A 26,539-nucleotide genomic window follows, 5' to 3' on the forward strand; every position below is an offset into this window, starting at 1 on the left:
TCCCGGGGTCAGCCGACGCGGTGGGTCAGCTGCGGCATGATCGCCTTGGCGTCGGCGAGAATGGTCTCGCCGGCGACCGCCTTCTGGCCGACGCCGACCAGCGGCCGCACGCCTTCAGGCAAGTAGACGTCCACCCGCGAGCCGAAGCGAATCATGCCGAGCCGGTCGCCGACCGAGACGCCCTGCCCCTCGGACGACCACACCACGATGCGCCGCGCCACCAGCCCGGCGATCTGCACCACGCCGAAGCGCCCGCCATCGCCCTCGATGATGAAGCCGTTGCGCTCATTGTCCTCGCTGGCCTTGTCGAGGTCGGCATTGAGGAATTTCCCGGCCTTGTAGGCGATCCGCGTGATCCTGCCCGTCACCGGGCTGCGGTTCACGTGGCAGTCGAACACGTTCATGAACACCGAGACGCGCAGCAGCGGCCGCTCCGACAGGCCCAGCTCCGGCGGCGGCAGCGCATTGGCGATCTGGCTGATCACGCCGTCGGCCGGGGAGATCACCAGCCCCTCGCGCACCGGAGTCACCCGCGGCGGATCGCGGAAGAAATAGGCGACCCAGGCCGTCAGGATCAGGAAGGGCCAGAACAGCCAGCCTTCGATCCATGTCGCAATCAGCAAAGCAACGCCGGCGATCGCCAGGAATGGATAGCCCTCGCGATTGATCGGAACGAGCACGTTGCGGATCGAAGAGGCGATGGACATTGCGGCTTCCCGGTTGGCGCAGGGATGGGTAGCCGAAACACGGGCCGAAGGCCAGAGCATGGCCATCCTGCCGGGGATGCCCGCTTGTGCAAGCCGCAGAGACTGCTAGTGTCGAGGCAACAATAATACAGCAGGGGAAGGCGAGTGGCGGAAGGGACCGCAGGCGAGGCGTCGACTCGAAAGGAAGTCGTTCGCCTTGAATTCATCCACAAGAGCTTCGGCTTGCTGGAGGTGCTCAAGGGTGTCTCCCTGACTGCGCACGAGGGCGACGTCGTCGCCCTGATCGGCGCCTCGGGATCGGGCAAGAGCACGCTGCTGCGCTGCACGAACATGCTGGAGGTCCCCACGTCCGGACGGGTGATCATCACCGGCGAGGAGATCCGCCTGAAGCCGGTTGCCGGCGGGCAGCAGGCCGTCGCCGACGCCCATCAGTTGCAGCGCCTGCGCGGACGCCTGGGAATGGTGTTCCAGAGCTTCAATCTTTGGGCGCATCTGACGGTGATCGAGAACGTCATCGAAGCGCCGGTGCATGTGCTCAAGGAGCCCAGGGCCGAGGCGATCGAGCGGGCGGAGGCCCTGCTCCACAAGGTCGGCCTCTATGCCAAGAAGGACGTCTATCCCGCCTTCCTGTCGGGCGGTCAGCAGCAGCGCGCCGCCATCGCCCGGGCCCTGGCGCTGCGTCCGCAGGTCATGCTGTTCGACGAACCGACATCGGCTCTCGACCCGGAACTGGTCGGCGAAGTCCTGAAGGTGATCCGTGATATCGCGGCGGAAGGCCGTACGATGATCCTGGTCACCCATGAGATGGCTTTCGCCCGCGACGTGGCCAGCCATGTCGCCTTCCTGCATCAGGGCCTGATCGAGGAGGAAGGCCCGCCGCAGAGAGTCTTCGGCGCACCGAACAGCGAACGGTGCCGCCAGTTCGTGACCGCCCGGCATCAGTGAGTCCATCCGGCCCGCCGCGGGCGGCGGCCGGGCCGGCATCAACAACGACAAGCAGTCCAATCAGCAGCAGGGGTATCGTGATGAGTCTTTTCCGCAAGAGCGCACTGGCAGCCGCCGCCATTCTCCTCGGCGCCGCCTTCAACCAGGCCACCGCCGCGCCGCTCAAGTTCAGCGTCGCCGCCGAGCCCTACCCGCCCTTCGCCTCCAAGAGCGCCGGGGGCGAGTGGGAGGGCTTCGAGGTCGACCTGATCAAAGCGCTCTGCAAGGCCGGCAAGCTCGACTGCGAGATCGTCGAGACCGCCTGGGACGGCATCATCCCCTCGCTCGAGGCCAAGAAGATCGACGTTATCTTCGCCTCGATGACCATCACCCCCGATCGCGAGAAGACCATCGACTTCTCGATCCCCTACTACAACACGCCGGCCGAGTTCATCGCCCCCAAGGGCGACAAGCTCGACATCACGCCGGAAGGCCTGAAGGGCAAGATCCTCGGCGTGCAGACCGGCACGGTCCATGCCGAGTACGCCAACAGGGCCTTCAAGGACGTGGCCACCGTCAAGATCTACAACACCCAGGACGAGGCCAACTCCGACCTCGCCGCCGGCCGTGTCGACGTGGTGCTCGCCGACGCCACCGCCCTCGACACCTTCCTGGCCTCCGACGCCGGTAGTTGCTGCGAGGCCAAGGGCTTCGCCAAGGATCCGATCTTCGAGGGCGGCGTCGGAGCCGGCATCCGCAAGGGCGACACGGAGCTGAAGGCCAAGCTCGATGCCGCCATCACCGCCATCTACAAGAGCGGGGAGTTCGACACGATCCAGAAGAAGTATTTCAAGTTCGACGTCGGCACCCCGCCCAAGAGCTGAGGCTCCGCAGGAACCCGGCCGGCCCGTGACGGACGGGCCGGCCTTGCATCGGCGTCGCGGAGCGGGTGGTGGGCAGTTTTTTCGATCTTCTGGCCTTCGGCAAGGCCGGCTGGGGAGACGAACTCCTCCAGGGTCTGATGGTGACCATCGAGATCTCGGTCGGCGCGTTCATCGCCGGACTGGTGATCGGCGGCTTCACGGCCTGGGTGAAGTTGCGGGGCCCGACCTGGGGCGTGGCGCTGGCCAACGGCTATTCCACCATCTGCCGCTCCATCCCCGAGATCCTGCTGATCATCGTGCTGTTCTATGCCGGGCAATCGGCGCTGAACGCGGCCCTCGCCCTGGTCGGCTTCGAGGATGTCGGCATTTCCGGCTTCGCGGCCGCGACCGTGGTGCTCGGCCTGGTGCAGGGCGCCTATGTCTCGGAAATCCTTCGCGGCGCCGTCAATGCCATCCCCAAGGGCCAGATCGAGGCGGCGCGAGCCTACGGCCTGCAGGGCTTCACCCTGTTCCGACGCATCACCCTGCCGGCGATTGTCCCGTTCGCTCTCGGGGGCCTCACCAACCTCTGGATGATCATCATCAAGGATTCAACGCTGATCAGCATCGTCGGCTACAACGAGCTGATGTTCACCGCCAAGCAGGCGGCGGGAAGCACAAAATATTATTTCAGCTTCTACCTGTTCATTGCCGCGATCTATTATGCGATCACGCTGTTGTCGAGCGCCGGCATCCGCCTGATCGAAAACCGGGTTCGCCGCTGGACGCCGAGGATGTCATGACGTTCTTCTGGCTGCCCCAATACGGTTCCCTGTTCCTGGAAGGCGCGATGCGCACCATCGCCCTGGTGCTGATCGCCGGCACGCTGGGCTTTGCCCTGGCGGTCGCGGTCGGCATCGGCCGCACGTCCAGGAACCCGGCGATCAACGGCCTGTGCTTCGGCTTCACCTCGGTGATCCGCGGCACGCCGCTGCTGGTGCAGATCTTCCTGCTCTACTACGGCCTCGGCTCGTTGTTCGCGCAGACCCCGGCGATCCGCCAGACCTTCCTGTGGCCCTATCTGCGCGAGGGCTTCTGGTATGTCGCCCTGGCGCTGACGCTCAGCGTCGGCGGCTATGTCGGCGAGGTCGTGCGCGCGGCGCTGCTCTCCGTGCCGCGCGGCGAGATCGAGGCGGCACGCGCCTATGGCTATGGCGGCTTCAAGCTTCTGCGCCGCATCTGGCTGCCGCGGGCGCTGCAGTCGATCCTGCCGACCCTGGCCGGCGAGACGGTGCTGCTGCTCAAGGCCACCGCCCTCGCCTCGACGGTCGCCGTGGTCGACCTGCTCGGCGCCGCCAACATCGTCAAGGCGCAGACCTTCCGCGTCTACGAGCCGTTCCTCTTCGTCGCGGTCGGCTACTTCCTGGCCACGCTCGCCATCGAGCGCGGCTTCCGCGTGCTGGAGCGGCACTTCGCCAAGATGCAGCGCGCCTGAGCGGAGGGCGGGCCGGCGGGCGTCGGTCAGGCCCGCCAGCGCAGGGACATACAGGACAGGCCCGCATCGATCAGCCCGATCTGCGCCGTCGCCAGCCGCACCACCTTGTAGCCCTCGGCCGCCAGCAGCGCGGCCGTCTTCGGGAAGCCGTCGCCGACGAAGACCCGGTCGTTCACGCGCAGCGCATTCGCCGCGGCCTCCTCGCCCTCCGGCGTCAGCAGCACCCGGAGGCCATCGAACACGCCGGAGCGGGCGAGCCGTTCCGTCGACAGGATCGTGCCGTCGTCGAGCAGCGAGCAGTCCGACTTGAAGTGCAGGACGCCGGGCGGGGTCGTGACGACCACGCCCGTGCGGCCGAGCTGGGCCAGGAGGCCGATCAGCGCGGCGGCGCCGGTGCGGTCCGTGCGCTCGGACAGGCCGATCATCACCGCCTTCGGCGTCACCAGCACGTCGCCGCCGTCGGCGAAGCCCGGGCCGGGCAGTTCCAGGACGGTGGCGAAGCGCCGGCGCAGCACCGGCGCGATCTCCGCCGCCTCGCCGAGCCGGCTCGCCGTGCCGGGCCGCAGCACGATCGCGCCTTCCGGGAACACCAGCGCCGGGTCCTCGACGAAGATGGAGTCGGGAAAGGCGGAGAGGGCCGGCAACTGCTCGACGGCGACGCCCGCCGCGGTCAGCGCCGCGACATAGGCCCTGTGCTCGGCCTCGACGCCGGCCAGGGTCGGCGCGCCGCGGTCGACCGCCCTGATGCCGTCGACGACCGTGGCGGCCGGCATGCGGACGATGGCGTTGTCGAACTCGAACACGGGTCGGGCGGGCATGGGCATCTCCGGGCGGGAATGCCTTGCGATAGCATGCCGCGATCGGGCTGCGAAAGGGTTGCGCGCCCAGGACCGATCGGCCAAGGTCGGGCTCCCGACCCCACAGGAACATCCCATGTCCTCCTCGCCTGACCAGCGCCTTGCCGAGCTCGGCATCACGCTGCCCACGCCCGCCGCCCCGGTCGCGAACTATGTCGGCTTCGTGCGCAGCGGCAACCAGCTCGTCGTCTCCGGCCAGCTCTGCTTCGGACCGGACGGCAAGCTCGCCGCCACCGGCAAGCTCGGCGCCGCTGTCTCGGTCGAGGACGCCAAGGCCGCCGCACGCCTGTGCGCCATCAACGTCCTGGCCCAGATCAAGGCCGCCCTCGGCTCGCTCGACAAGGTGGCGCGGGTCGTCCGCCTCGGCGGCTTCATCGCCGCCACGCCGGATTTCACGGCCCACCCCGCCGTGATGAACGGCGCTTCCGACCTGATGGTCGAGGTGTTCGGCGACAGGGGCCGCCATGCCCGCTCCACCGTCGGCGTTCCCTCCCTGCCGCTCGACGCTGCCGTCGAGGTCGAGGCGCTGATCGAAGTGGCCTGACCATGGTCGACTGGATCGCTGCCCGGCCGGTGGCGCATCGCGGCCTGCACGATGCGGCGGCCGGCGTGATCGAGAACACGGCCTCGGCGTTCGAGGCCGCGGTCGCCGGCGGCTATGCCATGGAATGCGACGTGCAGATCTCGGCGGACGGCGAAGCCATGGTCTTCCACGACGACACGCTCGACCGCCTGACGCAGGACACGGGTCGCCTCGACGCCCGGCCCGCCGCAGCGCTGAGCGCTGTGCCGATGCGGTCCGGGCGCGACCGGATGATCACGCTCGGCGAGCTCTGCGACCTCGTCGCCGGCCGCACCCCGCTGATCGTCGAGGTGAAGGCGTCCTGGGGCACCGATCGCCGGCTCGAACGCCGCGTGGCCGAGGTCCTGAAGGCGTATGCCGGCCCGGTCGCCGTCATGTCGTTCGATCCTGGCTCCGCCGCCGCCTTCCGCAGCCTTGCGCCGCAGCTGCCACGCGGCGTGGTGCAGGAGAGCCTTTACGACGACCCGGAATGGGCCATCCTCACGCCCGGCCGCAAATGGGCGCTCGGCGCGCTGCTGCACCTGCCGCAGTCGCGCCCGCATTTCCTGGCCTGGTATGTCAGGGACCTGGCCAACCGGGCACCGCGCCTGGCGCGCAAGGTCCTCGGCCTGCCGATGCTGACCTGGACGGTGCGCACCGAGGCGGACCGCGCCCAGGCGAAGCGTTATGCCGACCAGATCATCTTCGAGGGCTTCCGTCCGTGAGCGAAGGCCTCGCCATCCGCGCGGCGCCGTCGATCGAGGCTGTCGGTCGGGCGGCGTGGGACGCCTGCGCCAACCCCGAAGCATCCCGCGCCGCCGGCCCTCCCTCGGGATCGGCGGAACCGGATGCGGCGGACCAGGCCTATCACCCCTTCATCGCCTATGACTTCCTGCATGCCCTGGAGGCGAGCGGCAGCGTCGGCGGCCGCAGCGGCTGGACCCCGATCCACATCGTCGCCGAAGCCTCCGGCGGCACGGTCGCGGGCGTCATGCCCGCCTATGCCAAGACCCACAGCCAGGGCGAATATGTCTTCGACCACGGCTGGGCCGACGCCTATCAGCGGGCCGGAGGCCGCTACTACCCAAAGCTCCAGGTCTGCGTCCCCTTCACGCCGGCCACCGGCCGCCGCTTCCTGATCCGTCCCGGACAGGACATCGCGGCCGTGCGCGACGCCCTCGTCGCCGGCGCCAAGGCGGCCCTCTCCTCCTTCGGCGGCTCTTCCATCCACGCCACCTTCATCGACCGCGCCGACTGGGCCTATCTCGGCGCCGAGGGGTTCCTGCAGCGCACCGACCAGCAGTTCCACTGGGTGAACGAAGGCTATGCCGGCTTCGACGATTTCCTCGCCGATCTCGCCTCGCGCAAGCGCAAGGCCATCAAGCGCGAGCGCCGCGACGCGGTGGCCGACGACATCACCATCGAGCGGCTGACCGGCCCTGCGATCACGCCCGAGGCCTGGGACGCCTTCTTCGCCTTCTACATGGACACCGGCTCGCGCAAATGGGGCCGGCCATATCTCAATCGGGCCTTCTATGCCGAGATCGCCGCCGGCATGGCCGACCGCATCCTGCTGGTCATGGCGCGACGCGCCGGCCGCTACATCGCCGGCGCCATCAACTTCATCGGCTCCGACACGCTCTACGGCCGGCACTGGGGCTGCATCGAGGATCACCCCTTCCTGCATTTCGAGGTCTGCTACCACCAGGCCATCGAGTTCGCCATCGAGCGTGGCCTCGGGCGCGTCGAGGCCGGCGCGCAGGGGGAGCACAAGCTGGCGCGCGGCTACCGGCCGGTCACGACCTATTCGGCGCATTGGATCGCCGATCCGGGCCTGCGCCGGGCCTTGGAGCACTATCTCCGGCAGGAACGGGCGGAGATCGCCCGCATCCACGATGCGCTGGAAGATGCCGCCCCCTTCCGCAAGGTCTGAGCGGCAGATTGCGAGAGCCGACTCGAAAGCCGGCAGGCCGGGCTCCGATCGCCGCCGCAAGAGGGTTGTGAGCGGCGCCGGCTTGTGCCTTAATCATAATCTATGGATTTAGAAGGATAAACCATGGCCTTGCAGATCGGCGACATCGCCCCCGACTTCGAAGCGCAGACCACCGAAGGCCCGATCCGGTTCCACGACTGGATCGAGGGCTCCTGGGTCGTGCTGTTCTCGCATCCCAAGAACTTCACGCCGGTCTGCACCACGGAGCTCGGCTATACCGCCCGGCTCAAGCCCGAATTCGACGCACGCGGCGTCAAGGTCATCGGCCTCAGCGTCGACCAACTCGCCAATCACGACGCCTGGTCGCAGGATATCGCGGAGACTCAGGGCCATGCCCTCAACTTTCCGCTGATCGCCGACGAGGACCGCAAGGTCGCTAGCCTCTATGGCATGATTCATCCCAATGCCAGCGACACGCTGACCGTACGCTCCGTCTTCGTCATCGGTCCGGACAAGAAGGTGAAGCTGACGCTGAACTATCCCGCCAGCACCGGCCGCAACTTCGACGAGGTGCTGCGCGTCATCGATTCCCTGCAGCTCACCGCCAGGCACGGCGTCGCCACGCCGGTGAACTGGCAGGCGGGCGAGGACGTGATCATCGTGCCCTCGATCTCCGACGAGGCGGCGAAGGAAAAATTCCCCGGCGGCTGGAAGACGCTCAAGCCCTATCTGCGGGTGGTGCCGCAGCCGGGTTCCTGAACCGCTGAGCCCTTGACGGCGGATCTGCGCGCGACGCCAAGCGGGCTCTCCTGAGCCCGCTTGCACCAGCAAGTCCGAGCAGCATTGATTTTGCATTGGAAATGCAAAATCAATCGTCGCGGGAGCCACGAGAAGCTGCCTGGGGCTGGAGTCCGGCCCCGCGGCGGAGGAGCAGCCATGACCGCATATGACGACCAGAACATCTTCGCCCGGATCCTGCGCGGCGAGATCCCCTGCCACAAGGTCCATGAGGACGAGGCGACCCTCGCCTTCATGGACATCATGCCGATCGTCGACGGGCATTGCCTCGTGATCCCCAAGGCGCCGGCGCGCAACATCTTCGATGTCGCGCCGGACAGCCTCGCCACCCTGATCAAGGCGGCGCAACGCATCTCCAAGGCCGCCTGTAAGGCTTTCCAAGCGGACGGCCATACGCTGCGGCTGCATTCGGAAGCGTCCGGCGGCCAGGAAGTGTTCCACATCCATTTCCATATCCTGCCGATGAAGACCGGCGTGCCGGTGCGGCCGCGGGCCATGGCCGACCACGCCGTCTTGGCTCGCCATGCCGAGTTGATCCGCGCGGCATTCTGAGCCTTTCTGCAGCGGCGCCGGGGCTTTTTGCAGCCGGCGCGCGGCTGGAAAGCAACTCTTTACCATCCTGCGCAATACTCCGGGCAGTTGTGTAGGAGTTGCGTAACCATGCTGTTTGTCAGCGCCGTCAATGTCGCCCTCGGCTGGGGCTGGCATATCGCCTACCGCGCGAAGCATCAGTGGACGCTGAAGCGCGAGGGCGCCCTGGCCGCGGCCGCAGCGGTGGCCCTGATCGGAGCGATCGACACCGTCCGCTCGGCCCGCAGCCCGAAGGAGCCCAACGTCGTCGCCGCACCGGCAGCCCCGCTCACGGCGTCCGCGACACCCGTGGTCACGGAAACCCAGCCGATCGAGATCAAGCCGGTGGATCAGACGCTCGGCACAGTCGCCGCCTTCCAATCCCCGGCCGTGCCGCCGGCCCCGGCCGACGATCCGATCGGCCAGAAGATCCTGGAGCGCCTGGGCGAGCCGACCTCGACCGGCTCGATCGATGCCACGGCTGCGCCGGTCGACGATCCCGATGCCCTCGATCCGGTCGACGCCGCGACGCTGATAAAGCCCAAGCCGGAGAAACCGGCGAAGGCCGTGAAGCCGGCCAAGGCCGAGGCGCCGGCCAAACCGGCCGCCAAGAGCGAGAAGCCCGCCAAGGTCGCCGATCGCCACAAGCCGAAGGCCGAGCCGAAATCCGCCAACTGAGTCGCCTGCGGACAAGCCTTCGAACGGGCCGCCGGCCTTGCCGCCCGACGACGGGCTCGATCCGGGAGCCTCTGTCAACTCCTTGAAGTCCCGGAGAATTTTCGCGGCGATCCGGCGCAGTTCCTTCTGGCATTCCGTGCGGGCAGACATTGCCACCCGAGGGTGGACCGCAGCATCCGGCACACGGCGCCTCACGACCGCCGTGCCGAACCTGTTGACGTGATTGACAAATACCTGCGCCGCTCTATGTTGCGCGGCATTCCGGTCTCCGTCATCGAGTCCGTGCGCGGCGATGCGAGCCGCCCTCTGCCGTCCGATCGGGGCGGCGTCCGTTCAGTCCGTCCGTCCCAATGAGCTTCGCCGAACTCGGTCTTTCCCCAAAAGTTCTCGCCGCCGTCGAGGCGTCCGGCTACACCACCCCCACGCCCATCCAGGCCCAGGCCATCCCGCATGTGCTGCAGCGTCGCGATGTTCTCGGCATCGCGCAGACCGGCACCGGCAAGACCGCAGCCTTCGTGCTGCCCATGCTCACCCTGCTCGAGAAGGGCCGCGCCCGCGCCAGGATGCCGCGCACCCTGATCCTGGAGCCGACACGCGAGCTCGCCGCGCAGGTGGAAGAGAATTTCAGCCGCTACGGCGCCAATAGCGGCCTGTCCGTGGCGCTGCTGATCGGTGGCGTGTCCTTCGGCGACCAGGATGCCAAGATCACCCGCGGCGTCGACGTGCTGATCGCCACACCCGGCCGCCTGCTCGACCATGTCGAGCGCGGCAAGCTGCTGCTCACCGGCGTCGAGCTTCTGGTGATCGACGAAGCCGACCGCATGCTCGACATGGGCTTCATTCCCGACATCGAGCGCATCTGCAAGCTGGTGCCCTTCACGCGCCAGACGCTGTTCTTCACGGCGACCATGCCACCCGAGATCCAGCGCGTCACCGAGCAGTTCCTGCATACGCCGATCCAGGTGGAGGCCTCCCGTCCCGCGACCACGGCCACGACCATCACGCAGGCGCTCGTGCACACCGCCAGCCCGACTGCGGCCAAGCGCGAGACCCTGCGCCGGCTGATCCGCTCGGCCGAAAACCTGAAGAACGCCATCATCTTCTGCAACCGCAAGACCGAGGTGGCGCTGCTGCACCGCTCGCTGGTCCGGCACGGCTTTGCAGCCGTGGCGCTGCACGGCGACATGGATCAGCGCTCGCGCATGGCGGCGCTGGAGAGCTTCCGCAACGGCGACATGACGCTGCTCGTCGCGTCCGACGTCGCCGCACGCGGCCTCGACATTCCGGACGTCAGCCACGTCTTCAATTTCGACGTGCCGGTGCATGCGGACGACTATGTCCATCGCGTCGGCCGCACAGGCCGTGCCGGCCGCGCCGGCTGGGCGTTCACCCTTGCCTCCCCCGCCGACAAGAAGCACGTCGCAGCCATCGAGACGCTGACCGGCAAGCCCATCCCGTGGACCGGCGACCCGCCGCCGTCCGACGAGGATGAGGTGGAAGCGCCGCGCCGCGGCGCTGATCGCGGCCGGCGTCGCGGCCAGCCGGCCAAGCCCGTGGCCAAGGAGGCCGGCGGCGCCAAGCCCGGCAAGAAGGACGCCCCACCCCCGCAGCGGCCGCGTCAGGAGCCGCACAAGGCTGCCGCGGAGGCCAAGCGCCCGCATCGCCGCGAGGAGCATGACGAGCCGGCGGTGATCGGGCTCGGCGATCACGTCCCCTCCTTCCTGCTCCAGCCCATCCGCCGGAAGGCCCGCTGAAGAGCCGGCCGTCATTCCTGCTTAACCGTGGGTTAAGGACGGCTTTGTAGGCTGCGGCCTCCACTTCGAAGCTGGATGAGGGCCCGGATTCCGGCAGCAAGGCCGGCTGGTGGCCTCGAGGCGGACAGATGATCGAGAGCAGCACAGAGTTCGAGCGCACGATCGCCCTGGGAGAACAGGCACTCGGTCATATCCGGACCTACAGGACATCAGCCTATCCCCATTTCTATGAGTTGTGGTATACTTATGCTTCCGGCCACAACACTTCGCTCAATCGAGCTATCGATGCTCTGCGCGGCCGCTCCGACGGCGTCACCCAGAAAGATCTGGAGCAGATCTACGACAGATATCTGTCGCCGCACCGTTTTTCGGACAGCTTCGACGAGGTCGGCAACCGCCTCACCAAGGAGATCGACCAGGTCATGGCCACGGTCGAGGCGGCCATGGGCGAGGCCACCAGCTTCGGCAACAGCCTGAAGGCGGCCCTGCACAAGCTCGCCGTGCCTGCCACCGACCGTGCCGCCCTGCTCGCCCTCCTCGACGGCATCGTGCGCATGACCAAGGAAGCGGAAGCCTCCAACCAGGCGCTGGGGGCCCGGCTCAAGGAATCCCGCGACGAGATCCGGGCGTTGCAGGAAGGATTGAGCGCCGTCCGCACGGAATCGCTGACCGATCCGCTGACTTCGCTGTCGAACCGCAAGGCTTTCGACGTCACCCTGGCGGCGCGGATCGCCACGGCGCGCGAGTCCGGCGAGCCGCTGACGCTGATGATCACCGACATCGACCATTTCAAGCGCTTCAACGACAGCTACGGCCATCTGACCGGCGACCAGGTGCTGCGCCTCGTCGCCCTGGCGGTGAAGCAGAACGTCAAGGGCGTGGATCTCGCCGCGCGTTATGGCGGCGAGGAGTTCGCCGTGGTCCTGCCGAACCGGACGCTGCGCTCGGCCGTGACGGTCGGCGAGCATATCCGGCGCGCCGTCATGTCGAAGGAACTGGTCAAGCGCTCGACCGGCGAGAATCTCGGCCGCATCACCATCTCCATCGGCATCGCGGCCTTCCGGCCCGACGACACCCCGGCCAGCATCATCGGCCGCGCCGATGCCTGCCTCTATGCCGCCAAGCGCGGCGGCCGCAATCGCGTCATCTGCGAGACCGACGCGGAAGTCCAGCTCACGGCCATCGCCTGACCGTCAGGACGGCTGCGCCCGGCGGCCTCACCCCGGGAGGGCTGTCGGCGCTCATTCCGTCGGCAGCCGGCACTCCCGGCCGACGCGACGAAAGCCATCCCCCCGGCCTCCAGCCCGCCGCCCTAAAGCGTTTTGCGATTTGACGGAATCGCGTCAAGTCGCAAAGACGCGTCGAAACAAGGCGTTAGAGCAAAGCGCGTTTCCGTCAAAACGCGCTTTGCTCTAGACCTGCTCTAGTTCCACCAGCGTGCCGGCGAAGTCCTTGGGATGCAGGAACAGCACCGGCTTGCCATGGGCGCCGATCCTTGGCTCGCCGTTGCCGAGAACGCGTGCGCCGGCGGCCGTGAGCCGGTCGCGGGCCGCGATGATGTCCTCCACCTCGTAGCAGACATGATGCATGCCTCCGTCCGGGTTCTTCTCCAGGAAGCGGGCGATCGGCGAGGCGGCGCCGAGCGGCTGCATCAGTTCGACCTTGCTGTTGGGCAGGGTGACGAACACGACGGTAACACCGTGCTCCGGCAGCGCCTGCGGCTGCGACACCGCGGCGCCGAGCCCGTCGCGGTAAGTGGCCGCGGCCGCGGCGAGATCCGGCACGGCGATGGCCACATGGTTGAGCCGGCCGATCATGCCGACATCGCGCCGACCGCCGCGGGGCGGGACAGCACGCCCCCTGTCAGCGGCCGCGGCACGCCGGTGGTGGAGGGGAAGCTCAGCGGCAGGCCGCGCAGCGAGCGGACGGCGAGATAGGCGAAGGCCTGCGCCTCCATCATCGCCGCCGACCAGCCGACCACGTCGGCGGTCGTCACCTGCCCCGGCACGCGGGCCGCCAGCGCGGCCAGGATGGCTGGATTGCGCGAGCCGCCGCCGCAGGCGACCCACAGTGCCGGCTCGCGCGGCAGCCATTCGCGAGCCCGCGCCACCGATGCGGCGGTGAAGGCGGTCAGGGTCGCGGCGGCGTCAGAGGTTGGCAGAGAGGCGATCGCTGCTCTGGAAAATTCATTGCGATCAAGGGATTTCGGAGGCTTCCTCACAAAATAGCTGTGATCGAGAAGTGCCGCCAGCGCCGCTTCGTCGACCGTGCCGGAGGCTGCGGCGCGCCCGTCGAGATCGACGGCGACACCCGTGCGCTCCAGCATCAGGTCGTCGATCAGCGCATTGGCGGGGCCGGTGTCGAAGGCGATCGGATCCCGTCCTCGCTCGACATAGGTGACATTGGCGACGCCGCCGAGATTGAGCACCGCCACCGGGCCGGGCAACGTGCTGGCCTCCACCAGGGCACGATGATAGGCCGGAACGAAGGGGGCCCCCTGCCCGCCGGCCGCGACGTCGGCGGCGCGCAGGTCCGAAACCACGGCAATGCCGCTCGCCTCGGCCAGTGCGGCGCCGTCGCCGATCTGCACCGTCAGGCGCAGCTCGGGGCGATGCAGCACAGTCTGGCCATGGAAGCCGATCACGCCGATGTCGCCGGGCTTGCGGCCCTGCTCGGCGAGGAAGGTGCGGATCAGGGCGGCGTGCCGGCCCGTGATCAGCCGTTCGGCCTCGCCGAGGACCCCGGGCCGGTCGGTCCGGTCCGTCATGCCGCGCGCGTCCACCAGCGCCTGGCGCAGCAGGGCGCGCTCCCCCGGCCCATAGTCGAGCGAGGCGGACGGCCCCATGCGCACGGACCCGACACCGTCGGTTTCGATCAAGGCAAGGTCGATGCCGTCCATGGACGTGCCGGACATCAAGCCGATCGCTGTCGTCAGTGCCATTGACAACCTCCCCGGTGCAAAACAACACGATAAGCTGATAGACGACACACGACCATTGGCAATGTCTTACCGGCCCGGAAGAATCACGACATGACGAAGTTCGCCTCCGATTTCCTGCGCATTCTCGACGAGCGTGGCTACATCCACCAGGGCTCGGATCTGGCGGGACTCGATGCGCTCGCGGCCAAGGGCGAGGCGATCGGCTATATCGGCTTCGATTGCACCGCCCGCTCGCTGCACGCCGGCTCGCTCGTGCAGATCATGCTGCTGCACTGGCTGGAGAAGACCGGCAACAAGGCGATCGCCCTGATGGGCGGCGGCACCACCCGCATCGGCGATCCGACGGGCCGCGACGAGGCCCGCAAGGTCCTGTCGCTTGAGGATATCGAGGAGAACAAGCGCTCGATCCAGACCGTGTTCGACCGGTTCCTGCGCTTCGGCAACGGACGGCACGACGCCATGATGGTCGACAATGCCGAGTGGCTCACCAGGCTCAACTACATCGACATGCTGCGCGAGGTTGGCCGGCATTTCTCGGTCAACCGCATGCTGTCGATGGATTCGGTGAAGCTGCGCCTGGAGCGCGAGCAGGAACTGTCCTTCCTCGAGTTCAACTACATGATCCTGCAGGCCTACGACTTCGCCGAGCTGGCCAAGCGCTATGGCTGCAACCTGCAGATGGGCGGCTCGGACCAGTGGGGCAACATCGTCACCGGCATCGATCTCGGCCGGCGCCTGGGGACACACCAGCTCTATGCGTTGACGACGCCGCTGCTCACCACCTCGTCCGGCGCCAAGATGGGCAAGACCGCAGCCGGAGCCGTCTGGCTCAACGACGACATGCTGTCGGCTTACGACTACTGGCAGTACTGGCGCAACGCCGAGGATGCCGATGTCGGTCGCTTCCTCAAGCTGTTCACCACCCTGCCGATGGACGAGGTGAACCGCCTCGCCGCGCTCGGCGGCGCTGAGATCAACGAAGCCAAGAAGATCCTGGCCACCGAGACCACCACGATGGTCCATGGCCGCGACAAGGCCCTGGCCGCCGAGGAGACGGCGCGCAAGACCTTCGAGGAAGGCACGCTGGCCGAGACCCTGCCGACGATCGAACTCGCCGGTCTGGCCGCCGGCGTCGGCGTGCTGACCGCGTTCGTCGCCGCCGGCCTGGTCGCCTCGACCTCGGAGGCGCGCCGGCAGATCAAGGGCGGCGGGCTGCGGGTCAACGACGCGCCGGTGAGCGACGAGCGTGCGGTCCTCACCGAGGCAGACCTCGGCCAGGCCGGCGTGATCAAGCTGTCGCTCGGCCGCAAGCGCCACGTGCTGGCCAAGCCGGCCTGAGGCATCCCGAAGGCGCCGCAGCGGCTAAAGCGTCTTTGCGATTTGACGCAATCGCTTCAAGTCACAAAGACGTGTCGAAACAAGGAGCTGGAGCAAAGCGCGTTTCCACCAAAATGCGCTTTGCTCTAGCAGGCCTCCCGGCCTGTCGCTGCGGCGAGACCCCTTCAGTCCTGCTGGAAGGCGAACAGCTTGCGCAGGAAGCCGGGCGCGATCGCCGACAGCGGGTTGATGGTCAGCACCGGCGCGGCGATGCGACCGGAGACCTTGAAGTTGATGGCGAACAGGCCGCCATTCTCACCGCCGCCGAGGATCTCGCCGAGGATCGGGATCTTGCCGAACAGGTTGTTGACCGCATAGGCCGGCACGAAGGTGCCGGTCATGGCGACACGGTCCGCGGCATAGTCGATGAGGCCGGAGATGCTGACGCCGACATCCGCCCCCCAAACCACGGCATCGGAGATGTCGATCCGGTCGGGCGTGCGGCGGAACGCGAGCCCGAGCTTGCGAAACTTTGCCGAATTGCCGTTCTCCGGCAAAGCCACCCGGTCGCGGGCATCGGGCGATTGCTGCAGCGACGAGCGATACCGGCCGAGGGCCGGCTCGTCGCGCACCGAGAAATCGCGCATGGCGATCCGGCCGCTCATGTCGTTGAGGGTCGGCGTGGAGACCAGCCGCATCGTGCCGCCATTGATCCGGCCGTAATAGTCGAGGAAGCGCAGCAGCGATCCGGCGTCGGACGTGTCGAGCACGACTTGCGACGCCGTCCCGGCCGGCTGCGCCACCGTGAGGTCGCCGCCGCCGAGGCGTCCCTTGAGGTCGACCCGGCGAATGGTCGAGCTCTTGGTCTCCAGGCTCACCGCCAGGCCGGACAGGGTCTCGTCGCCAAAGCCGAGCGCCTGGTCCAGCCGGGCATCCAGCGTCAGATCGCCCGCCTTGCCGGTGCCGCCCTGTTGCAGCGCCTTCAGGAGCGGACGCAGATCGAGCGATCGGCCACGAATCACCGCCTTCCAGCCCTGGCCGAACGCTTCGAGCGACCCCTGCACATCGTCGCCCGGCGACAGGCGGAAACCGGAGAGGGCGGCACGCCGCAGCTTTCCGTCGGCGCCGAGCGTGACGTCACCGCGCAGGGAGACCGGTCCGGACTCCAGCTTCAGGTCGGAGATCTGGCCGCCGGCGCCCTGGGGCGTCCAGGTGAAGGAGGCCGTGCCGGGTCGTCCCGGCGGCTTCTGCCAGCCGGGAAGGAGATCGCGGATGCGCGCCGGTGCCAGGTCGACGTCGACGGTGTAGGAGCCCTGGCTCGGCCGCACCTCGGCCGTGATCGGCCCGTCCAGCGCGTCGCCGAAATCGAGCCCCTTCTTCTTGCGCGCCGCATCGTCGATCGTGACGGTCATGGCGATCTGTGGCGTTTCGCCGGTGGCCTGGCGATAGTCGATCCGGGCGGGCAGCCCGGAGAACTGGCCCTTGCCGGTAACGAGCATCACGCCCGGCTCGATCGACAGCTTCAGCGTGCCGTCCTCGAGCTTGCCGCCGCCGAACCCGCTCCCGCCGGTGGTCATGCCCTCCAGCGTGCCGGTGATGGCGTAGCGGATGTCGCTGTCCTTGATCGCCGGGAGCAGCGGCATGTCCAGCTTCACCTCCAGCGCCGCTGTCCCGGTCACGGTGGCCGGATCGAGCGGCACCCCGGCCGAGGCCTTGGCCAGCGGCTCGCGCCCCATCAGGCTCGCGACCGCCTTGGTCGGGCCGGAGAGGTCGAAGGAGACCTGCTGGCGCGGCGGCTTCACGTCGAGGTCGGGGATCTCGTAGAGCCCGTCGGCCAGCGTCAGGACGCCGGCATCGCCAAGGTCGACGCGGCCGCTCGACAATCCCACCGTCACCCGGTCGGCGTTGAAGCTGGCATGGATCGCCGCCCCGGTTATCGGCGGCAGCGTGTCGTGCAGGGCGAGCCCGCCGTCGCTCACGACCACGTCGCCGCTGACCGCCCCGGCGGGCAGCGGCGGGATCACCCCGTCGACCGGGGTCAGCGCATCCACCGCGATCGCCAGAGACAGCTTGCCGCTTTCCACCGTGCCGCCGGTCATATGGTGCTGGAACCAGTCGCGCACCGCCGGCACGGCGAAGAAGGGCCACAGGCGCTTCAGCGCCGTCACCGACATGCGGTCGACCTCGAGGCCGAGGCCGATGCCGGGCGTGTTCTTGCCGAAGGTGGCGGAGCCGGCCACCACCACGCCGGCCGTCGGCCCGGAGAACACCCCCTTGTCGAGGCCGAGCCGGCGCGTCAGCGGATTGTAGCGGGCGCGGATCGAAGCCCGGTCGAGCTGCAGCGGCGGGTCCTGTTCGTTCGGCCCGCTGAGGGTCATGCCGGGCGCGTCGAGCTCGATCATCCAATTGCCGTCGCTCGCGGTCGAAGGCGGCGACATCCGCCCCTGGAACGAGCCGACGCCGGAGCCGGAGCGGAGCATCGCCCGATCGACGAACACCTCGCCCGCCGCCGCGTCCCAGCGCAGGTCGAGGCGCGCCTCGTCGAACAGGAAGGGGGGCGCGGTCGGATCGATGCGCCAGCGGCCACCGCCATTGGTCAGGTTCAGGCTTGCCTGGCTGATCGTGCCGTCGCTGTCGAGCTTGGCGCGGGCCAGGACATTGATCGTCGCAGCCAGGTCCGGCGGCTTGGCGCCCGGGGTGAAACCGGTCACGAGATTGCGCAGGCCGATCTCCTTGGCCTGCACGTCGATCAGGCGCGCGCCGTCCTGGCGCTTCTCGATGGTGGCGTTGACGCTGCCGCCCCCTGTCGCCAGGGCCACGGCAAGACCGCCGTCGACGGACGTCCGGCGGATGGACAGCCCGATGCCGCGATAATCCGCGTCCCGCCCGATCGCCTTGTCGTGGATGACGAGCGAGGCGCCCCGCAGCTCGACCGCGTCGATCGTGCCGGCGGCCACCAGCAACGCGTCGAAGGCGTTGATCATCGCCGGCACGGTCATCTCGCCCGGGTTCTGCAGGGGCGACATCGCATCGCCCCCCGCCCTCAGGCTGATCCGCCCGCTTGGGTCGACGATCAGCGTCGCCGAGGCTCCCTCGACCACGATCGTGCGCAGCGCGAGCGTGCCGCCGAGCAGCCCCGACAGGCCGACGCCGGCGATGATCCGGGGAGCGGAGGCGACTACGCCGCCGGAGGCGTCGCGCAACACCAGATCGTCGAGGACGGCCGCCAACCGGCCGTCGCGCCGCTGCAGCGAGACGCGGCCGAGCGTGAGGGCGTAGCCGGGCGGCAGCTTGTCGGCGAGGGAGGCCTGCACCTCGTCCGTCAGGTAGGGCACGGCCATGGGGTCTTTGCCGAGCCGCCAATACAGCGCCCCACCCACCGTGCCGACGACGACGACAAGCATCAGCAGGATCGAAAGGACGCAGCGGCCCCACGCGAATCCATGATCGGGAACAAGAAGATACGCCAGCCGCGCCAGCCTGGCGCGCTCGTCGTGATGGTGCTCATCCGCGCCGCGGATATGGGCCAGGTCGTTCATCACCCTCGTCTGGTTGCTCGCCGCCTTCGATTCGACGAGATTGCTTGTCCCCGCCAGCCGTGCCCTTGCCCGGGCCGTCACGATAGCCATAAGGGCGTGGCGCGCCGATGGCAAAGAGCTTGATGCCTCGGCCGGCGGGCGGATGTCGCAGCGCCGGTGATATCAACGGCAATTTCACGAAAGGGAAGACACCATGACCGCACTCGCCGTCGGAAGCCCGGCTCCCGATTTCACCCTGGCGCGGGACGGCGGCGGCAGCCTTTCGCTCGGGGCCTTGCGCGGGCGCAAGGTGGTGCTGTTCTTCTACCCCAAGGCCGACACGCCCGGCTGCACCATCGAATCGAAGGACTTCTCCGCCCTCGGCCAGGCCTTTGCCGCCGCCGGCGTCGAGGTCATCGGCGTATCAGCCGATCCCGTAAAGAAGCAGGACAGGTTCAAGGCCAAGCACGGTCTGACCGTTCCGCTGGTGTCGGACGAGACGCACGCGATGCTGGAGGCTTATGGCGTGTGGGGCGAGAAGACCATGTTCGGGCGCAAATATATGGGCATCGAACGCACCACCGTCCTCGTCGGAGCTGACGGACGGATCGCCCGCATCTGGCGCAAGGTCACGGTCGAGGGGCACGCCCAGGAGGTGCTGGCGGCCGCCAAGGCCCTCTGAGCCGCGTCTCGCCGATCGCCCCGCATTGGCGAGATGTTAACCTTAATGGTTTCTAATTACCACGCAGGACGGTTGGCGTAAGAGGGCGGGCGATGGTTGAGCGCAGCGGGCAGGGCCAGCAATTCGGCAAGCGCCGGCCGCCCTCGCACCAGATCACCATCACCCGTGGCAACAAGGTCCGGCGGCTGACGCTGCCGCCCTGGACCCTGGCCGCCTCCGGAGCCGCGCTCGGCCTGTTCGCCCTGTGGACGGCTGGGGCTACCGGCTTCATCATCTTCCGGGACGATTTCATCGCGGGCATGGTCCGGCGCCAGGCCGCGGTCGAATATCAGTACGAGGACCGCATCGCCGCGCTGAAGGCGGAGGTCGCACGGCTCCAGTCCAAGCAGCTCGTCGACGGGCAGGCCTTCGCGCAGAAGATCGAAACGCTGATGAGCCGCCAGTCGTCGCTGGAGACGCGCCAGCTCACGCTGCAGACCCTGGCCGACAAGGCGGCCGGGGCCGGCGTCAAGGGGCTGCTGCCGGCGCAGCTCGGCGACGCCGTCCCCGGGGCGGCCCCGCTCGGCGCCCCGCGCCCCCTGCCCGACGACGCGGCTGCGATCGACCGGCCGGACAAGCAAGCCGCCCTCGGCTTCGCGCCGCCGCAGCAGGCCTCGGTCATGGGGAGCGGCCTGTCGTCCGCCAGGCCGGCACCGCGCCTTGCCGGCATGCGGGTCGGCGACCGGCTCGACGCCGTGGCCCGGTCGCTCGACCGCGTTGACGCTCGCCAGATGCATGCCCTGGCCGCCCTCACCGCATCCGCCACGGCGCGCACGCGCTCGGTGCGCGATGCCCTCGACGACATCGGGCTCGACGCCGACGCCCTGCTGTCGCCTGCGGCCAGGCCGACGGCGGAGGGCGGCCCCTATATTCCCGCCCCCCTGCCCGGCCAGGCCTCCTTCGAGGCACAGGCCCAGACCGCGCAGGCTGCCCTGGCCGCGGTCGAGGGCATCGACCGGGCCCTGGCCGCGGTTCCACTCCACCTGCCCTTCCCCGGCGGCGAGATCACCTCGCCTTTCGGCGTGCGCCTCGACCCGTTCTTCGGCACCGGCGCGCTGCATGCCGGCATCGACATTCGCGAGGACAGCGGCACTCCGGTGCGCGCCACCGCCGCCGGCATCGTCACCACGGCCGGCTGGGCCGGCGGCTACGGCAACATGGTGGAGGTCGATCACGGCAACGGGCTGGCCACCCGCTACGGCCACATGTCGGAGATCCTGGTTTCCCCGGGCGACAGGATCGCCCTTGGCCAGATCGTCGGCCGGGTCGGCTCCACCGGACGCTCCACCGGGCCGCACCTGCACTACGAGACCCGCATCCACGGCACCGCCGTCGACCCCATGCGCTTCCAGCGTGCCGGCCGGCTGATCGAGCAGGCGTCCTGAGCAGCGGCGGGGGCGCCGATTCTCAGTCCGGCGTGTGGTGCACGGCGATCAGGAACGGGCCGAAGCCTTCGGCGGGCCGGTCGCCCGCCAGCCAGGCCGGCCGCGCCTTGCGCGACGGCGGCGGCCGCAACTGCACCGTCGCCATCGCCCCGCCCTTTCCGTCCATGGCGACGCCGTCGGAGGCGACCAGCAGCGGCCCGTCCGGCGCCCCCTCGGCGCGCGCGGTCAGCACCATCCTGCCGCCAGTCGCCACGAGCTGCAGGCTGAGCGGGCTGTGCCAGTCCTCCGCGGCGTTGTCGAAGGCGAGCATGCAGCCGGTGCCGAGGTCGCAGACCAGCGAACGCTGCTCGACCGGCATTCCGTCCGCGCCGATGCGAGCGGCATAGACGAGGTCGCGGGCATCGGCGGTTCCGGCGTGGATCGTCAGGGCGAGAACAAGGGCCGCGCTGCGCAGCATGGGCGCCTCGAAACGAATCGAACTCGGCGCATTGTAACAGAATGATGACAGCCCCGCCGTCGGAGCGGCCCGCCGACAAGTGGCCGCCGCAGTGTTATGATCGCTTCCGTCCGGAGGGCGGCCCAGCCGCGGATTGACCTTGACAGCCCCAAATTGGTCCGACAATTTTCAGGCGACTGTCGCGGGGGGAGGCGCCGGCCGCAAGGTTCCAACGATGGCCGTCGGAATGCCGGACAGTCGCATCGAAGCAGAACAAGAACGGGAGGACCATCATGATCGATCGTCGTTCACTGTTGCAGATCGCCGCCGGCGGGGCCGCGGTCACGGCCTTCGGCCTTCGGCCGGCCTATGCCAACCTGCCGAAGCTGAAGAAGAAGGACAGCTACAAGGTCGGCTTTGCCCAGACCGAGAGCAACAATCCCTGGCGCCTGGCCCAGACCGCCAGCATGAAGGCGGAAGCGGAGAAGCGCGGCTGGCAGCTGGTCTACACCGACGCCGCCGGCTCGGCCGCCAAGCAGGTCGCGGACGTGCGCTCGATGATCGCCCAGAAGGTCGACGTCATCCTGCTCGCCCCGCGCGAGGAGAAGCCGCTCATCCCGGCGGTGATGGAGGCCAAGAAGGCCGGCATCCCGATGTTCCTGATCGACCGCAATGTCGATCCGTCGCTGGCCAAGGGCGGCACCGACTATGTCGCCTTCATCGGTTCGGACTTCGTCAAGGAGGGCACCCAGGCCGCGGAAGTCCTCACCAAGGCGGTGGACGGCAAGGCCCTGATCATCGAGCTGCAGGGCACGATCGGTTCCTCGCCGGCCAATGACCGCAAGAAGGGCTTCGCCGACTATATCAAGGCGCACCCGGACATGAAGATCATCGCCTCCCAGTCCGGCGACTTTGCCCGCGACAAGGGCCGGCAGGTGTTCGAGACGCTCTACCAGGCCCATCCGGAAGCGACGGCGCTCTACTCGCACAATGACGAGATGACCATGGGCGCCATCGCCGCGATGGAGGCGGCCGGCAAGGTCCCCGGCAAGGATCTGATCATCGCCACCATCGACGGCACCAAGGACGCGACCCAGGCCCTGCTCGACGGCAAGGTGCTGGTCTGCGTCGAGTGCAATCCGAAGTTCGGGCCGGCTGCCTTCGACGCCGTGGTCAAGTATGCCGCCGGCGAGACGATCCCGCCGCGCCTCGTCAATGTCGACCGCGTCTTCACCAAGGACAACGCGGCCGCCTACATGCCGGAAGCCTACTGACGCGCGACGGCTTCTCGTGGCCTCGGCCACGGTCGATCCTGCATTCGTCGGTGCAGGATCGATGCCGTCCGGATTCCCAACTCCTGGCAGGTTCGCAAGGACCTGCCAGGAGGGCGCAATCCCGCCGGCTCCCGCCCCGTCTTCATCCGCCCGCTCCGACCCGGCCGAGCCCGCATGACATCCCAGCCGCTCCTGTCGATGACGGCCATCACCAAGAGCTTCGGCGGCGTTCCCGCGCTGAGCGGAGCCACGCTCGACATCCAGCCCGCCGAGGTCATGGCGCTGGTCGGCCAGAACGGAGCCGGCAAGTCGACCATGATCAAGATCCTCAACGGCGCCTACACGCGCGACGGCGGTTCGATCACCTTCGACGGCCGGCCCTGGACCGCCGGCTCGCCGCAGCAGGCCCAGCGTGCCGGCGTGTCGACCATCTTCCAGGAGATCAACCTGATCGCCTATCGCTCCGTGGCCGAGAACATCTATCTCGGCCGCGAGCCGCGCCGATTCGGCCCGCTGCTCGACTGGAAGGCAATGCGCGAGGGCGCCAGGGCCCTGCTCAAGCGCTTCGACGTCGACGTCGATGTCGGCCGCCCGCTCGGCGAATTCTCCACCGCGATCCAGCAGATGGTCGCCATCGCCCGGGCGGTGTCCTTCGAGGCCAAGCTGGTGATCATGGACGAGCCGACCTCCTCGCTCGACGAGGCGGAGGTGGCGGTGCTGCTGCGCACCGTCCGCCAGCTCAAGGCCGACGGCGTCGCGGTGATCTTCGTGACCCACAAGCTCGACGAGCTCTATCAGATTTGCGACCGGGTCACGATCATGCGTGACGGGCGCACCGTCGCCGTCTCGCCGATGGCTGCGCTAAGCAAGCTGCAGCTGGTCGCGGCCATGCTCGGCCGCGACCTCGCCGACGTGAAGGCCAGCGGCGCCACCGCCTTCGAGGGCGGCGCCCATGCCATCGGCGGCGAACTGCTCGCGGTCCGCAGCGTCGCCGTCGGCCGGCGGGTGCAGGACGCCAGTTTCGACATCCGCAGGGGCGAGATCGTCGGACTCGCCGGCCTGCTCGGCTCCGGCCGCACGGAGACGGCCCGGGCGGTGTTCGCGGCCGATCCGATGACCCATGGCGACATCCGATTCGACGGCCGTGCCGCCGGCTTCAGGAGCCCGCGCGACGCGATCGCCGCGGGCATGGGCTATTGTTCCGAGGACCGCAAGGTGCAGGGCATCATCCCCGACATGTCGGTGGCCGAGAACCTCACCCTGGCGCTGATGCCGGCCCTGACCCGCTCGGGCACGATCGACGAAGGCAAGCGGCGCGAGATCGTGGCCCGCTTCATCAAGGAGCTCGGCATCAAGTGCTCCGGGCCGGACCAAAAGATCCGCGAGCTTTCCGGCGGCAACCAGCAGAAGGTGCTGCTGGCGCGCTGGCTTTGCATGAACCCCAAGCTGCTGATCCTCGACGAGCCGACGCGTGGCATCGACGTCGGCGCCAAGGCGGAGATCCAGAGCCTGATCCGGCGCTTTGCGCTGGAGGGGCTCGGTGTCCTGATGATCTCGTCCGAGCTGGAGGAGATCGTCGAGGGCGCCGACCGCGTCTTCGTGCTGCGGGAAGGACGCACGGTGGCCGAGCTGGACAAGCCGCAGATCAGCGAAGGAGCGGTGATGGACGCGATGGCGCACGGAGCCTCGGCCGTTGCGGGAGCCGGCGCCCATGGCTGAGGCCGGCATGGTTCCCGCCCGCCGCCGCATTCCCGCCGATGCCGGCCTGGTCCTCAAGCGCTACGGCGTGTTCATCGCTCTGGCGCTGCTGATCCTGTTCAACCTCGCCTTCACGCCGAACTTCGTCTCGCTGCGAACCCTGTCGGTCAACCTGACCCAGGTCTGCATGATCGTCATCGTCGGCGTGGGCATGACGTTGGTCATCGCCACCGGCGGCATCGACCTGTCCGTCGGCTCGTTGATGGCGATCGCCGGGGCGCTCTCGCCGATGATCTTCACCGGCCAGCTCTTCCCCGTGCCGAACCTCTACGTCGGCATCGCCATCGGCATCGTCGTGCCGGTCCTGGTGGCGGGGGTGTTCGGCCTGTTCAACGGCTGGCTGATCACGCGTTTCGCGATCCAGCCGATCATCGCCACGCTGATCCTGTTCATCGCCGGGCGCGGCATCGCCCAGGTCTCGACCAATGGCGACCTGCAGGTGTTCAAGGTGCCGGAATTCCAGGCCATCGCCATCGGCCAGGTGCTCTATCTGCCCTTCCAGGTCTGGATCATGCTGGCGGTCGTGGCGATCGCCGCCTTCATCCTCAGGCGCACCGTGTTCGGCCGCCAGGTGCTGGCGGTCGGCGGCAACGAGGCCGCCGCCCGGCTCGCCGGCGTGCCGGTGGCGCGGGTGAAGGTGCTGGTCTATTTCGCCTCCGGCCTGTGCAGCGGCATCGCCGGCCTGATCTTCATCGCCATGAACTCGGCGGCGGATGCCAACCTGATCGGCATGGGCAGCGAGCTCGACGCCATCGCCGCGGTCGCCGTCGGAGGCACCGCGCTCAGCGGCGGGCGGGCGTCCATCCTCGGCACGCTGCTCGGCGCCCTGATCATCCAGCTCGTGCGCTACACCTTGCTCGCCAACGGCGTGCCGGACGCCGCGGCGCTGGTGGTCAAGGCCGGGCTGATCGTCCTCGCCGTCTGGCTGCAGCGCCAGGAGCAGCAGTGATGCCCAGGATCCGCTTCCAGCCGAGCCACGGCGTCATCCTCGTCCTCGTCCTGCTGACGCTGTTCGGCGCCTGGCGCTATGACGGCTTCCTCGGCGCCTACAACGTGCAGACGGTGCTGCGCTACAATTCCATGTTCGCGCTGGTCGCGCTGGGCATGTGCTTCGTCATCATGACCGGCGGCATCGATCTCTCCGTCGGCTCGGTGGCGGCGCTGGCCAGCGTCGTGGCGGCCCACCTCAGCGCCTACGGCCTCGTTGCCGGCGTTCTCGGCGGCTTGGCGGCCGGTGGCCTGGCGGGGCTGATCAACAGCATCGTCATCACGCGGCTGAAGATCCTGCCTTTCATCGCCACGCTGGCCACCATGCTGGCCGCCTCCGGCACCGCCCTGCTGCTGGCCAACAACCAGTCGGTCTCGGTCTCCTACGACACCGCCTTCATCCAGCTCGGCCAGGGCGAGCTGCTCAGCGTCTTCCGGCCGGAATGGGTCGATGCGGAGGATGCCGGATTCTGGGCGCAGGCGCTCGGCTTCCTGCTCGGCTTTCCCACCCCGGCCTGGATCGCGCTCGCCGCCTACATCGTCGGCGCCGTCGCCCTGAACCAGACCGCCTTCGGCCGCCATGTCCTCGCCGTCGGCGGCGGCGCCGACGCCTCGCGCCTGATGGGCCTGGAGATCGACCGCACCATCTTCGCCGTGTACGTCATCTCCGGCCTGACCGCGGGCATGGCCGGCGTCATCCTCGCCGCCCAGTTCGGCGCCGGCCAGCCGATCGAGGGCGTGGGCTGGGAGCTCTTCGCCATCGCCTCGGTGGTGGTGGGCGGCACGCTCCTCACCGGCGGCCAGGGCTCGATCGGCGGCACCCTTGCCGGCGCGCTGCTGCTCGGCCTGATCTTCAACATCCTCAATTTCGAGAACGGCATGGGCTGGATCTCGCTCTCGGCCTATTGGCAGTCGGTGGTCCGCGGCGTCTTCCTGCTGATCGTGGTGATCCTGCAGTCCAAGATCACCGGCGCCCGGCGCAGCGCCGGAGCCTGACGGCTCACGGGACGCGCAATGGGGTTATGATTTCCGGCGATCGGTATTAAAAGGGATCGACCGAT

Annotated in this window: 25 protein-coding genes; 19 read left to right on the forward strand and 6 right to left on the reverse strand. The window is 68.5% G+C overall.

Annotation, left to right across the window (positions count from 1 at the left end; all coding sequences use genetic code 11):
• Nucleotides 1-8: 8 nt before the first annotated feature.
• Nucleotides 9-767: a phosphatidylserine decarboxylase gene (locus AC27L4_RS21765; RefSeq protein ID WP_487144452.1), complete on the reverse strand. Its 759-nt coding sequence runs from the start codon at nucleotides 765-767 to the stop codon at nucleotides 9-11.
• Nucleotides 768-911: 144 nt separating this feature from the next.
• Here AC27L4_RS21765 and AC27L4_RS21770 point away from each other — a divergent pair, with 144 nt between their 5' ends.
• The 4 genes from AC27L4_RS21770 (at nucleotide 912) to AC27L4_RS21785 (ending at nucleotide 3,989) form a co-directional block, all read left to right on the forward strand.
• On the forward strand, nucleotides 912-1,652 hold the full coding sequence (locus AC27L4_RS21770; protein ID WP_487144507.1) for an ABC transporter ATP-binding protein: 741 nt from the start codon (nucleotides 912-914) through the stop codon (nucleotides 1,650-1,652).
• Nucleotides 1,653-1,732: 80 nt separating this feature from the next.
• Nucleotides 1,733-2,515, forward strand: a complete 783-nt coding sequence (locus tag AC27L4_RS21775) for a transporter substrate-binding domain-containing protein (RefSeq protein ID WP_487144453.1) — start codon at nucleotides 1,733-1,735, stop codon at nucleotides 2,513-2,515.
• A gap of 68 nt (nucleotides 2,516-2,583) precedes the next feature.
• The gene (locus tag AC27L4_RS21780) at nucleotides 2,584-3,297 is read left to right on the forward strand and encodes an ABC transporter permease (protein ID WP_487144454.1); all 714 of its coding nucleotides are present in this window, start codon (nucleotides 2,584-2,586) and stop codon (nucleotides 3,295-3,297) included.
• Nucleotides 3,294-3,989: an ABC transporter permease gene (locus AC27L4_RS21785; RefSeq protein WP_487144455.1), complete on the forward strand. Its 696-nt coding sequence runs from the start codon at nucleotides 3,294-3,296 to the stop codon at nucleotides 3,987-3,989. Before AC27L4_RS21780 ends, AC27L4_RS21785 begins: the two co-directional genes overlap by 4 nt.
• 26 nt (nucleotides 3,990-4,015) lie before the next feature.
• Here the strand turns inward: AC27L4_RS21785 and AC27L4_RS21790 are convergent, their stop codons facing one another.
• Nucleotides 4,016-4,807, reverse strand: a complete 792-nt coding sequence (locus AC27L4_RS21790; protein WP_487144456.1) for a dimethylarginine dimethylaminohydrolase family protein — start codon at nucleotides 4,805-4,807, stop codon at nucleotides 4,016-4,018.
• A 115-nt stretch (nucleotides 4,808-4,922) separates the two neighbouring features.
• Between AC27L4_RS21790 and AC27L4_RS21795 the strand changes: the two genes are divergently transcribed.
• The 8 genes from AC27L4_RS21795 (at nucleotide 4,923) to AC27L4_RS21830 (ending at nucleotide 12,331) form a co-directional block, all read left to right on the forward strand.
• Nucleotides 4,923-5,390: a RidA family protein gene (locus AC27L4_RS21795; protein ID WP_487144457.1), complete on the forward strand. Its 468-nt coding sequence runs from the start codon at nucleotides 4,923-4,925 to the stop codon at nucleotides 5,388-5,390.
• Between the two features lie 2 nt (nucleotides 5,391-5,392).
• Nucleotides 5,393-6,133: a glycerophosphodiester phosphodiesterase family protein gene (locus tag AC27L4_RS21800; RefSeq protein ID WP_487144458.1), complete on the forward strand. Its 741-nt coding sequence runs from the start codon at nucleotides 5,393-5,395 to the stop codon at nucleotides 6,131-6,133.
• On the forward strand, nucleotides 6,130-7,341 hold the full coding sequence (locus tag AC27L4_RS21805; protein ID WP_487144459.1) for a GNAT family N-acetyltransferase: 1,212 nt from the start codon (nucleotides 6,130-6,132) through the stop codon (nucleotides 7,339-7,341). The genes AC27L4_RS21800 and AC27L4_RS21805 overlap by 4 nt, the downstream gene beginning before the upstream one ends.
• A 123-nt stretch (nucleotides 7,342-7,464) precedes the next feature.
• Entirely contained in the window at nucleotides 7,465-8,100 is a 636-nt protein-coding gene (locus tag AC27L4_RS21810) for a peroxiredoxin (protein ID WP_487144460.1), read from the forward strand.
• A gap of 177 nt (nucleotides 8,101-8,277) precedes the next feature.
• Nucleotides 8,278-8,691: an HIT domain-containing protein gene (locus AC27L4_RS21815; RefSeq protein WP_487144461.1), complete on the forward strand. Its 414-nt coding sequence runs from the start codon at nucleotides 8,278-8,280 to the stop codon at nucleotides 8,689-8,691.
• 108 nt (nucleotides 8,692-8,799) lie between these two features.
• Nucleotides 8,800-9,387: a hypothetical protein gene (locus tag AC27L4_RS21820; RefSeq protein ID WP_487144462.1), complete on the forward strand. Its 588-nt coding sequence runs from the start codon at nucleotides 8,800-8,802 to the stop codon at nucleotides 9,385-9,387.
• Between the two features lie 350 nt (nucleotides 9,388-9,737).
• Nucleotides 9,738-11,141, forward strand: coding sequence for a DEAD/DEAH box helicase (locus tag AC27L4_RS21825; protein WP_487144463.1), 1,404 nt, complete (start codon nucleotides 9,738-9,740; stop codon nucleotides 11,139-11,141).
• Between the two features lie 128 nt (nucleotides 11,142-11,269).
• Nucleotides 11,270-12,331, forward strand: a complete 1,062-nt coding sequence (locus AC27L4_RS21830; protein ID WP_487144464.1) for a GGDEF domain-containing protein — start codon at nucleotides 11,270-11,272, stop codon at nucleotides 12,329-12,331.
• A gap of 222 nt (nucleotides 12,332-12,553) precedes the next feature.
• On the opposite strand, the gene mce is transcribed toward AC27L4_RS21830, so the two are convergent.
• Entirely contained in the window at nucleotides 12,554-12,958 is a 405-nt protein-coding gene (mce, locus tag AC27L4_RS21835; RefSeq protein WP_487144465.1) for a methylmalonyl-CoA epimerase, read from the reverse strand.
• Nucleotides 12,955-14,082 carry an anhydro-N-acetylmuramic acid kinase gene (locus tag AC27L4_RS21840; protein ID WP_487144466.1) on the reverse strand — a complete coding sequence of 376 codons (1,128 nt, stop codon included), beginning with the start codon at nucleotides 14,080-14,082 and terminating at the stop codon, nucleotides 12,955-12,957. The genes mce and AC27L4_RS21840 overlap by 4 nt, the downstream gene beginning before the upstream one ends.
• Before the next feature lie 90 nt (nucleotides 14,083-14,172).
• Between AC27L4_RS21840 and tyrS the strand changes: the two genes are divergently transcribed.
• Nucleotides 14,173-15,420, forward strand: coding sequence for a tyrosine--tRNA ligase (gene tyrS, locus AC27L4_RS21845; RefSeq protein WP_487144467.1), 1,248 nt, complete (start codon nucleotides 14,173-14,175; stop codon nucleotides 15,418-15,420).
• A gap of 164 nt (nucleotides 15,421-15,584) precedes the next feature.
• Here tyrS and AC27L4_RS21850 read toward each other — a convergent pair whose 3' ends face one another.
• Nucleotides 15,585-18,938: a hypothetical protein gene (locus tag AC27L4_RS21850; RefSeq protein WP_487144468.1), complete on the reverse strand. Its 3,354-nt coding sequence runs from the start codon at nucleotides 18,936-18,938 to the stop codon at nucleotides 15,585-15,587.
• Between the two features lie 193 nt (nucleotides 18,939-19,131).
• Between AC27L4_RS21850 and AC27L4_RS21855 the strand changes: the two genes are divergently transcribed.
• Nucleotides 19,132-19,599 (forward strand): peroxiredoxin, encoded by a 468-nt coding sequence (locus tag AC27L4_RS21855; RefSeq protein WP_487144469.1) that lies wholly within the window; start codon nucleotides 19,132-19,134, stop codon nucleotides 19,597-19,599.
• A gap of 92 nt (nucleotides 19,600-19,691) precedes the next feature.
• Nucleotides 19,692-21,023, forward strand: a complete 1,332-nt coding sequence (locus AC27L4_RS21860; protein ID WP_487144470.1) for a M23 family metallopeptidase — start codon at nucleotides 19,692-19,694, stop codon at nucleotides 21,021-21,023.
• A 22-nt stretch (nucleotides 21,024-21,045) separates the two neighbouring features.
• On the opposite strand, the gene AC27L4_RS21865 is transcribed toward AC27L4_RS21860, so the two are convergent.
• Nucleotides 21,046-21,480, reverse strand: a complete 435-nt coding sequence (locus tag AC27L4_RS21865) for a hypothetical protein (RefSeq protein ID WP_487144471.1) — start codon at nucleotides 21,478-21,480, stop codon at nucleotides 21,046-21,048.
• Between the two features lie 272 nt (nucleotides 21,481-21,752).
• Here AC27L4_RS21865 and AC27L4_RS21870 point away from each other — a divergent pair, with 272 nt between their 5' ends.
• The 4 genes from AC27L4_RS21870 (at nucleotide 21,753) to AC27L4_RS21885 (ending at nucleotide 26,474) form a co-directional block, all read left to right on the forward strand.
• Nucleotides 21,753-22,733, forward strand: a complete 981-nt coding sequence (locus AC27L4_RS21870) for an ABC transporter substrate-binding protein (RefSeq protein ID WP_487144472.1) — start codon at nucleotides 21,753-21,755, stop codon at nucleotides 22,731-22,733.
• Between the two features lie 174 nt (nucleotides 22,734-22,907).
• On the forward strand, nucleotides 22,908-24,452 hold the full coding sequence (locus tag AC27L4_RS21875) for a sugar ABC transporter ATP-binding protein (protein ID WP_487144473.1): 1,545 nt from the start codon (nucleotides 22,908-22,910) through the stop codon (nucleotides 24,450-24,452).
• Entirely contained in the window at nucleotides 24,445-25,440 is a 996-nt protein-coding gene (locus tag AC27L4_RS21880) for an ABC transporter permease (RefSeq protein ID WP_487144474.1), read from the forward strand. The genes AC27L4_RS21875 and AC27L4_RS21880 overlap by 8 nt, the downstream gene beginning before the upstream one ends.
• Entirely contained in the window at nucleotides 25,440-26,474 is a 1,035-nt protein-coding gene (locus AC27L4_RS21885; RefSeq protein WP_487144475.1) for an ABC transporter permease, read from the forward strand. Before AC27L4_RS21880 ends, AC27L4_RS21885 begins: the two co-directional genes overlap by 1 nt.
• Nucleotides 26,475-26,539: the final 65 nt, after the last annotated feature.

This window comes from Labrys sp. Lb11 (assembly GCF_057554225.1).

Excerpts from the sequence above, each read along its gene's own strand:
- AC27L4_RS21765 (WP_487144452.1), bottom strand. The coding sequence starts at position 767 with ATGCTCTGGCCTTCGGCCCGTGTTTCGGCTACCCATCCCTGCGCCAAC.
- AC27L4_RS21775 (WP_487144453.1), top strand. The coding sequence starts at position 1,733 with ATGAGTCTTTTCCGCAAGAGCGCACTGGCAGCCGCCGCCATTCTCCTC.
- AC27L4_RS21785 (WP_487144455.1), top strand. The coding sequence starts at position 3,294 with ATGACGTTCTTCTGGCTGCCCCAATACGGTTCCCTGTTCCTGGAAGGC.
- AC27L4_RS21790 (WP_487144456.1), bottom strand. The coding sequence starts at position 4,807 with ATGCCCGCCCGACCCGTGTTCGAGTTCGACAACGCCATCGTCCGCATG.
- AC27L4_RS21795 (WP_487144457.1), top strand. The coding sequence starts at position 4,923 with ATGTCCTCCTCGCCTGACCAGCGCCTTGCCGAGCTCGGCATCACGCTG.
- AC27L4_RS21800 (WP_487144458.1), top strand. The coding sequence starts at position 5,393 with ATGGTCGACTGGATCGCTGCCCGGCCGGTGGCGCATCGCGGCCTGCAC.
- AC27L4_RS21810 (WP_487144460.1), top strand. The coding sequence starts at position 7,465 with ATGGCCTTGCAGATCGGCGACATCGCCCCCGACTTCGAAGCGCAGACC.
- AC27L4_RS21815 (WP_487144461.1), top strand. The coding sequence starts at position 8,278 with ATGACCGCATATGACGACCAGAACATCTTCGCCCGGATCCTGCGCGGC.
- AC27L4_RS21820 (WP_487144462.1), top strand. The coding sequence starts at position 8,800 with ATGCTGTTTGTCAGCGCCGTCAATGTCGCCCTCGGCTGGGGCTGGCAT.
- AC27L4_RS21825 (WP_487144463.1), top strand. The coding sequence starts at position 9,738 with ATGAGCTTCGCCGAACTCGGTCTTTCCCCAAAAGTTCTCGCCGCCGTC.
- AC27L4_RS21830 (WP_487144464.1), top strand. The coding sequence starts at position 11,270 with ATGATCGAGAGCAGCACAGAGTTCGAGCGCACGATCGCCCTGGGAGAA.
- mce (WP_487144465.1), bottom strand. The coding sequence starts at position 12,958 with ATGATCGGCCGGCTCAACCATGTGGCCATCGCCGTGCCGGATCTCGCC.
- AC27L4_RS21840 (WP_487144466.1), bottom strand. The coding sequence starts at position 14,082 with ATGGCACTGACGACAGCGATCGGCTTGATGTCCGGCACGTCCATGGAC.
- tyrS (WP_487144467.1), top strand. The coding sequence starts at position 14,173 with ATGACGAAGTTCGCCTCCGATTTCCTGCGCATTCTCGACGAGCGTGGC.
- AC27L4_RS21850 (WP_487144468.1), bottom strand. The coding sequence starts at position 18,938 with ATGAACGACCTGGCCCATATCCGCGGCGCGGATGAGCACCATCACGAC.
- AC27L4_RS21855 (WP_487144469.1), top strand. The coding sequence starts at position 19,132 with ATGACCGCACTCGCCGTCGGAAGCCCGGCTCCCGATTTCACCCTGGCG.
- AC27L4_RS21860 (WP_487144470.1), top strand. The coding sequence starts at position 19,692 with ATGGTTGAGCGCAGCGGGCAGGGCCAGCAATTCGGCAAGCGCCGGCCG.
- AC27L4_RS21865 (WP_487144471.1), bottom strand. The coding sequence starts at position 21,480 with ATGCTGCGCAGCGCGGCCCTTGTTCTCGCCCTGACGATCCACGCCGGA.
- AC27L4_RS21870 (WP_487144472.1), top strand. The coding sequence starts at position 21,753 with ATGATCGATCGTCGTTCACTGTTGCAGATCGCCGCCGGCGGGGCCGCG.
- AC27L4_RS21875 (WP_487144473.1), top strand. The coding sequence starts at position 22,908 with ATGACATCCCAGCCGCTCCTGTCGATGACGGCCATCACCAAGAGCTTC.
- AC27L4_RS21880 (WP_487144474.1), top strand. The coding sequence starts at position 24,445 with ATGGCTGAGGCCGGCATGGTTCCCGCCCGCCGCCGCATTCCCGCCGAT.
- AC27L4_RS21885 (WP_487144475.1), top strand. The coding sequence starts at position 25,440 with ATGCCCAGGATCCGCTTCCAGCCGAGCCACGGCGTCATCCTCGTCCTC.